Annotated in this window: 4 protein-coding genes; 2 read left to right on the forward strand and 2 right to left on the reverse strand. The window is 64.2% G+C overall.

The window, feature by feature from the left end:
• Positions 1 to 574: 574 nt before the first annotated feature.
• Positions 575 to 3,448, forward strand: coding sequence for an alpha-amylase family glycosyl hydrolase (locus P2Q66_RS16820; protein ID WP_275729959.1), 2,874 nt, complete (start codon positions 575 to 577; stop codon positions 3,446 to 3,448).
• A gap of 121 nt (positions 3,449 to 3,569) precedes the next feature.
• Here P2Q66_RS16820 and malQ read toward each other — a convergent pair whose 3' ends face one another.
• Positions 3,570 to 5,825 carry a 4-alpha-glucanotransferase gene (malQ, locus tag P2Q66_RS16825; RefSeq protein WP_275729961.1) on the reverse strand — a complete coding sequence of 752 codons (2,256 nt, stop codon included), beginning with the start codon at positions 5,823 to 5,825 and terminating at the stop codon, positions 3,570 to 3,572.
• 174 nt (positions 5,826 to 5,999) lie between these two features.
• Entirely contained in the window at positions 6,000 to 7,031 is a 1,032-nt protein-coding gene (locus tag P2Q66_RS16830; protein WP_115524051.1) for a LacI family DNA-binding transcriptional regulator, read from the reverse strand.
• 207 nt (positions 7,032 to 7,238) lie between these two features.
• Between P2Q66_RS16830 and P2Q66_RS16835 the strand changes: the two genes are divergently transcribed.
• A complete protein-coding gene (locus P2Q66_RS16835) occupies positions 7,239 to 8,552 on the forward strand; it encodes an extracellular solute-binding protein (protein WP_275729964.1) in 1,314 nt (437 codons plus the stop codon).
• The last annotated feature ends 16 nt before the right edge of the window (positions 8,553 to 8,568 follow it).

The raw sequence follows: 8,568 nt of genomic DNA on the forward strand, positions 1-8,568 counted from the left end.
GGTCACCGGACTGCCCGGTCCCGTGATCCACGACGTGCACTCGCCATCGCCCACCGCTTTGGTGCCCGCCGGCTGATTGCCCGCCCTGCCGCTGGTCCGGACGGCGCTGAAAGCACACGTGCCGATGGTCCCGACGGGCTGAAACACGCTCACTACTAGTGAGCATCCCACCGCGGAAGGTCATTACCTAAACGCTGGAGTTATTCGGTGCAAGCGCTTACAGTTGTGACGTGGTTCACAAGTCAGCATGCTGTCTTGTGAACCTGGCATCCTCGCCGCACAACCTTGCCACCGCAAGCCTGTACAGCAGCGCCGCTCTCCAGGAAAGGTATCAACCTTGATATTTCGCACGCCATCCAGCGCGCCCCCGTGCGCAAAAACAACAGCACGCCACACCGGAACTCCAGCGCGCACAGCCGCTTTCCGGTCGGCAGCAGGGCTCCTCGCAGCAGCTGTCGCCGTTTCCGCCGCAGTAATTCCCGCCCAGGCTGCCCCCGGTACAAAGGATCCGGGTTCGGTAGCCGCGACCCACTCACTCCGTGCCCCTGTCACTGACGAAAACTTCTACTTTGTCATGGCGGACCGGTTCAGCAACGGCAGCACCGCCAACGATCAGGGCGGCCTCGGCTCCGATCCCATGGTGTCGGGTTTTGATCCAACCAAGAAGGGCTTCTACAACGGCGGAGACCTCGCAGGCCTCCTGGACAAAATCGACTACATCCAGGGCCTGGGCACCACCTCCATCTGGCTCACCCCCAGTTTCAAAAACAAGGCTGTCCAGCCGGAGGACAAGTCCGCCGGCTACCACGGCTACTGGATCACCGACTTCACCCAGATCGATCCGCACCTGGGCACCAATGCCGAACTGAAGACCCTCATCGATGAGGCCCACGCCCGCGGCATGAAGGTGTACTTCGACATCATCACCAACCACACTGCCGACGTCATCGGTTACGAGGGCGCGGATGGGAAGGGCGCGCGCAAGGGCTACACGTCCAAGGATGCAGAGCCTTACAGGACCGCGGACGGCGAGGAGTTCGATGACCGTGACTTCGCAGGCTCTGACAGCTTTCCGAAGCTCGACCCCGCGGCGTCCTTCCCCTACGTTCCTGTCCTGCAACCGGGCGAGGAGGACCTCAAAGTTCCGGACTGGCTGAACGATCCCACGCTCTACCACAACCGCGGCGACACCACCTTTGCAGGCGAGGACGCCTACTACGGCGACTTCTTCGGCCTGGATGACCTCTTCACCGAGCACCCCGCCGTGGTGGACGGCATGAAGGACATCTACAAGACGTGGATCCGCGACTTCGGCGTGGACGGCTTCCGGATCGACACCATGAAACACGTCAACAACGAGTTCTGGCAGGAATTCGGCCCGGACGTCCTGAACTATGCCAAGGAACAGGGCAAGGACGAGTTCTTTATGTTCGGCGAGGTCTTCGACACCAGCAAGAGCTTCACCTCGCAGTTCACCACGCGGAACCAGATGCAGGCAGTACTCGATTTCCCGTTCCAGGATGCCGCCCGAAACTTCGCCTCGAAGGGCCAGGGCACGAAGAGCCTGGAGACCTTCTTTGCCGGCGACGACTGGTACACCGACGCCGATTCCAACGTCTACCAGCTGCCCACCTTCCTGGGGAACCACGACATGGGCCGCATTGGCAGCTTCATCGCCGCGGACAACCCCGGGTCAACCGACGCCGAGCAGGTGGCCCGCGACCAGCTGGCACACGAGCTGATGTACTTCTCGCGCGGCAACCCGGTGATCTACTACGGTGACGAGCAGGGCTTCACCGGCCCCGGCGGGGACCAGGACGCCCGGCAGACGCTCTTCGCCAGCCAGGTTCCGGAGTACCTTGACGACGACCTGCTGGGAACCGACGCCACCCACGGGACGGACAACTTCGACACAAGCCACCCCCTGTACGCGAAGATCAGTGAGCTGGCTGCCCTGACGAAGGAGCATCCCGCGCTGCGGGACGGCGCCCACCAGCACCGCTACGTATCCGAGGGTGCCGGAATTTATGCCTTTTCCCGGACGGACGCCGAAGACCAGCGCGAGTATGTGGTGGCACTGAACAACAGCGAGCAGGCCCAGACAGCGGAGGTGCCCACCTACATCAGCAAGCGCAACTACACCCGGGTGTACGGGAATGGGGCAGAGGAAGCCAAGACCTCCGCAGACGGAAAGCTGACGGTCACCGTCCCGCCGCTTTCCGCCGTGGTGTACCAGTCCTCAGGCAGGATCCCGCACTCAAAGGACGCTCCCGCCGTCGTCCTCCAGGAGCCGGCGGCGGTGCCCGGTGACAACGGGCGCCTCAAGGTGACGGCCGACGTCGGCGGTTCCTCGTTCTACGAGGTCACCTTCGAAGCGAAGAAGGCAGGCGGGGACTGGCAGGCGATCGGCACCGACGACACGGCGCCCTACCAGGTGTTCCACGATGTGGCGGACCTGAACGCCGGCACTGCTGTGGAGTACCGCGCCACCGTGCTGGACAACGGCGGACACACGGCCACGAGCCAGCCGCGCACGGCCAGTGTTCCTGCCCCGCTGCTGACTTTGCAGAAGCCCGTGGAGGGCAGCAGCGCCAAAGGCACGGTGGAACTCAGCGCCACCGCCGACCCGGAGAAGGCCAGCCATGTGGTGTCCTTCGAGCGCAGCGTGGGCGGCGGTGAGTGGACCGCCGTCGGAACCGACGATTCGTCGCCCGTCTACTCGGTAACAGATGACGTGTCCCGGCTGGCCGACGGCAGCACTGTGCGGTACCGCGCCTCCATGACAGGAGCCGGTTTCAACGTGGTCAGCGACGTGCGAACGGTGACAGTGGGTGACGCTCCGCAGCCGGACTCTGTGACGGTGGCCGGATCCATGAACCAGCTGATGGGCTGTACCGAACCGTGGCAGCCATCCTGCGCACAGGCCATGCTGAAGCTGGACCCCGCGGACAAGATCTGGCGCCTGACGGTGGACCTGCCGAAGGGACAGTACGGGTACAAGGCCGCGCTTAACGGCACCTGGGATGTGAGTTACGGAGCCGGCGGCTCGGCCGGCGGAGGGGACATCGTGCTTGACCACCCCGGGGGCACAGTGACGTTCCGCTATGACAACAGCACGCATGTCATCAGTGCCGTGTATGCATCCCAGCAGCCCTCGGCGGTGGCCGTGGCGGGCAGCCTCAACAAGGCATTGGGCTGCGCAACGGACTGGGAGCCCAGCTGCGACCAGGCCCAGCTCACCCTGGACCCGGCTGATCTCGTGTGGAAACTGACCGTCGGGAACCTTCCTGCGGGCAGTTACGAGTTCAAGGCAGCCCTGAATCGTACCTGGGACGTCAACTACGGCGCGGGCGGGGTGTCCCCCGGCGCCAACATTCTGTATGAGCACGACGGCGGACCGGTCACCTTCCGCTACGACCACGCCACCCACGTCATCACGGCGGGTTAGCTAACCGGAACAGCAGTAACGTAGGCCCGCTTCTACAAGCAACGCGGGGTCACTTTTGGCCGCTCCGAGGCATCGGATCGGGCGAAAAGTGACTCCGCGTTGCTGTGTGTCCTCTCTTGGCCTATGGGTGCAGGGCCTCCTCCACCGCCGCGAGGAGCGTGTTGAACCGCGCGTTGGCGGGAAGGTCGTCAAGGAACACGGGCCTGCCGTCCGGTCCACCCAGCGGAACCTGCCAGTTCGGGTAAAGGGCTTCCGTGGTTCCGGGCTGGTTCTGTACGCGCCGCTCCCCCACCGCATCCACGAGTGCCACGCCAAGCAATACCGACGGCGTCTGCGTCAGCAGCAGGTGCAAAGCTTCAATGGTCTGCTCCTCAGACGCGGAAGGTCCGCCGGCGGCGCCACCGTCGGGCAGGTAGCCCCGTTCCCGCAGCAGGGCGAGCATTTTCTCCAGGGAGGCGTTGTGCTCGGCGCGCTCCTCCGCTTCGGAGCGCTCCAGCAGGCCAAGCCGGCTTCGCAGGGCCACATGGTCCCCGGCGAGGTACCCGGCGGTGGGCGGCAGGTCGTGCGTGTTGACGCTGGCAAGCGCCTGCGTGCGGTACTTTTCGGGCGCAAGGGGCGAATCGCCGTCGTACTCGAACCAGAGGATGGACGTGCCCATGATGCCGCGCGCGGCAAGGTAGTCCCGCACCCACGGCTCGAAAGTGCCCAGGTCCTCGCCGATCACCACGGCGCCCGCGCGGTGCGCTTCGAGTGCGAGGATGCCAATCAGTGCCTCGTGGTCGTAGCGGACGTAGGCGCCGTCGCCCGGGGCATTGCCCACCGGGATCCACCAGAGCCGGAACAGGCCCAGGATGTGGTCCACGCGGATGCCGCCGGCATGCCGCAGCACCGTGGCCAGCATGTTCCTGAACGGCGCATAGCCGGCCTCGGCAAGACGCGCAGGGTGCCATGGCGGCTGGCCCCAGTCCTGCCCCTGCTGGTTGTACATATCCGGCGGTGCCCCAACGCTGGTGGCGGGAGCCAGCACATCATGCAGGGTCCAGGCGTCGGCGCTGCTGTGGTCGACGCCGACAGCCAGGTCGTGGACCACGCCGAGGCGCATTCCCGAGCGCAGTGCGGTCCGTTGGGCGTCCTCAAGCTGCTCGTCGCAGATCCACTGCAGCCAGCGGTGGAAGCCAATCCGGTCGGCGAGTTTTTCGCGGAGGGCCTCGGCCTCCGGAGTACCCAGGGCGCAGGCGGGATCCTTCCACAGCGGATCATTCGGGGCGAGGTCCTCCCGGATGGCGGACCAGAGCGCAAAGTCGTCCAGGCCACTGCCCGAAATTCGGCAGAAGTCATCAAAGGCGGCCTGCCGGGCCGGCGACCGGCGGGTGTGGTACAGCAGTTCGAGGGCCTGCAGCTTGGCGGCATAGACCGCGTCCCGGTCCAGCCGGTTGGCGTCCTTGTTCAAGCCGGCCACCTCCTCATGGAGCCGCTCCACCAGGGCGCGCTTGCGGGGTTTGAGGTAGGCCAATTCCGGGATGGCTTCGATGCGGATGTACAGCGGGTTGAAGAACCGCCGCGTGGACGGCGAGTACGGCGAGGGCTGGACGGGCGGCACCGGTTCCGCAGCATGCAGCGGGTTGACCAGCACGTAGTCGGCACCCCGGGCACCGCTCAGCGCGGCCAGGTCAGCCAGGTCCGCGAAGTCGCCGATTCCCCACGACCGCTTGGACCGCACCGAATACAGCTGCGTCGCCAAGCCCCAGCCGCGGCGCTTTTCCAATCCTTTGGCAGTTTCCAGCTTCGCGGGAACCACCACCAGGGTGGTCGACGCGCTGATGCTTTCGGATTCGGCGTGAAGCGTGTGCCAGCCCAACGGCAAGTCCTGCGGAAGGGCAAAAGTGGCGCGGCCGACGGACACGCCGTCCACGTCGCGGGGCTGCATTAAGACATCCTGCTGCACAGCTTTCCGGGTGCCCGCCCCTCCTTCGAGCGTGATGGTGAGGTCCGCCGTGGCACCGTCCGGCACATGGACCGGAACCTGCGCGGGTTCACCCTGCTGGATCACGACGGCGGGAGGCAGCATCCGCCGCCAGGGCGCCAGCTCCGCTTCCGCAAGGGCTGCCTGGATCTGCTGGTTCGTGTGGGCCTGGACGCCAAGGGCAGCCAGGACTTTGATGAGCGTTTCTTCGGCAACGGCATGCGGCAGCCCATCCCAGCCTTGGAATGAGGTGCCCACTCCGTGCGCGTCGGCCAGCTGTTGGAGGAGGTGGGGGTCCACGGGTCCACGTGCTTCAGCGTCTTGGGCAGCACTTCCGCGGGCACCGGCAGGACCATTCGGTGGATCCACCGGCATCCCTGGCCGTGGTGCGTGCTGCTGGTCTGAAGCCGTCATGCGTGTCCGCCTCGTCTGGTGTGATGGGCCCGAACTTACAGTGCTGCTTGTTGTACCGGCGTTTGCACCCCGCGCACAACCGTTGGTTCAGATTATTGCAGGGCGGCACGGAGACGAAACCGGGCCGCTTCACACCCGGGCTTTCAGCCGTCCTGCCGCAACCTTCCGCTGCGCCTAGCCGGCGTCCGGCGCAGGCCCGGTGGTCCTGCGGATCATCAGCGTCGGCTGGACCAGTGCGGCTTGGGGCTCCTGGCGTCCTTCGATCCGCTCCACCAGGAATTTCGTGGCCAGGGTGCCCATTTCGAACCCGGACTGGTCCACGGTGGTGAGGGCAACCTGTGGAAGAGATGCAGCACGGGCGTTGTCGTAGCCGACCACCGAAAAGTTCTCCGGAATGGGCAGACCCAGCTCGAAGAACCGGGCAAGCACACCGAACGCTGCCATGTCGGTTCCGGTATGCACGGCAGTAGGCGGAGTGTCGCGCTTGAGCATGAGGTCAACGGCTGCGGCGCCGCCTTCGTGGTTCCACCGCGATTCGATCACATCCACTTCCTTCTCCAGGCCGTTGCGCACCATTGCCTGAACGTAGCCTTCGGCACGAACCGACTGCGGCATGGTGCTCTCGTTCTTCTCCCGGCCGACGTGCTTCAGGTGCGCAATCCGGCGGTGGCCAAGGGACACCAGATGGTCAACAATCAGGGCACTGCCGGCGATGTCGTCACTGGCAACCGTGTCATAACCCTGGCCCGGGCCGTGGCGCCCGAGCACCACGGTGGGGGTGCTTCTGCCGATTCTCTCCAGCTCTTCCTCGGGGCCGAACGGGGCAATCAGTACCAGCCCATCCATCTTCCTGTCCAGCATGGCATCGATCATCTGCTGTTGCTGGGCCAGCCCCATGTCCGCCTCGCCGATGAACACCTGGTAGCCGCGGCTCTCCGCTTCAGCACGGATGCCTTCAATCAGGACGGTGACGAACGTATTGGAGAGATCCACGACGAAGACGCCCAGGGTGAAGCTCCTGCCGCGCATGCCGCGCGCCAGGGCCGAGGGGCGGTACCCCAAGGCTTCCATCGACTCCTCGACGCGCTTTTTCATAACGTCGCTCACGCCGTACGCGCCGCGGAGGACCTTGGAGACAGCAGCACGCGAGACACCCGCGTGCTCGGCAACATCACTGATAGTTGCCCGCTTCTGCTGCCCGTCCACAACGTCCCCATCCGATTGGTTTCTAAAGAAATTGTAGACTGATCTACGAAAATCCCTTGCGCCTTGAACGTGGCGTGGCTTACATTAAAAACGTAGACCGATCTACAAGAATTCCCGGCAGTCATCGCTCAGTAATCGGAATGCAATGACTGCCTTGAAACGTTCCACAGGACCCGTAGCGGCCTGCGGCTTTACGAGGAGGTAAAGATGAACACCACCCCTAAACGGCGCTGGCCCGTAATCGCCGGAAGCGTGACGGCAGCAGCACTGATCCTCACCGGCTGCTCCGCCGGCGGAGGCGAAAGCAGCGATGCCAAGACCATTACCTGGCTCGTCGACAACACCGAGAACACCATCACCTACGCGGAAAAGCTCGCCGAAGACTTCAACACAGCCAACCCGGACATCAAGGTCGAAATTGAAACCCGGCCCCAGGGCGGCGACGGGGACAACATCGTCAAGACGAAACTGGCCACCGGCGATATGGCCGATGTGTTCTCTTACAACACCGGATCGCTGTTCCAGCAGATCAACCCGGAGCAGAACCTGGTGCCCCTTACCAGCGAGCCCTACATGGATAACGTGTCGGATTCCTACAAGCCTGTCGTCACGTCCGGCAGCGAGGTCTACGGTGTCCCGGTGGGAACCGGCTCGGCCGGCGGCGTCATGTACAACAAGAAGGTCTACGAACAGCTGGGCCTTTCCGTCCCCAAGACCTGGGACGAATTCATGGAGAACAGCCGGAAGGTCAAGGACGCCGGCATCGATCCGATCATCCAGACGTACCAGACCACGTGGACATCCCAACTGTTCGTCCTGGGCGACTTTGCCAACGTTGCCGCGGCCAATCCCACCTTTGCGGAGGACTACACGGCGAACAAGGTCAAATACGCTACCGACCCCGCCGCCATCAAGGGCTTCGAACACCAGGAGGAAGCCTTCAAGGCCGGTCTTTTCAATGAAGATTTCGCCTCTGCCACCTATGCCCAGGGCCTTGAGAAGCTGGTCAACGCGGAAGGCGCCCATTACCCGATCCTCAGCTTCGCGCTGCCTGAGATCCAGGTCAGCTACCCGGACAAGATCAATGACCTGGGCATCTTCCCGCTTCCCAGTGATGACGCATCCAAGAACCCGTTGACCGTCTGGCTGCCCGGCGGCGTTTACCTGCCCAAGTCCACGCAGAACGTGGAGGAAGCCAAGAAGTTCCTGGCCTTCATTGCCAGCAAGGAAGGCTGCGATTCCCAAACCGAAGCCGTGGGCGCAAACGGCCCCTACCTGGTGGAGGGGTGCGACCTGCCTGATGATGTCCCCGCTGCGGTGAAGGATATGCTGCCGTTCTTCGAGGACGAGAGCAAGAACAGCCCGGCCCTCGAGTTCCTTTCCCCCGTCAAGGGCCCGGCCCTGGAACAGATCACCGTCGAGGTGGGTTCGGGCATCCGTTCGGCCAAGGACGGCGCCGCCCTCTACGACGAGGACGTCAAGAAGCAGGCTCAGCAGCTGAACCTGCCCGGCTGGAACTGACCTCCGCCACCAACCC

The sequence above is a fragment of the Arthrobacter sp. Cr_A7 genome (assembly GCF_029222765.1).
Classification (GTDB): domain Bacteria; phylum Actinomycetota; class Actinomycetes; order Actinomycetales; family Micrococcaceae; genus Arthrobacter.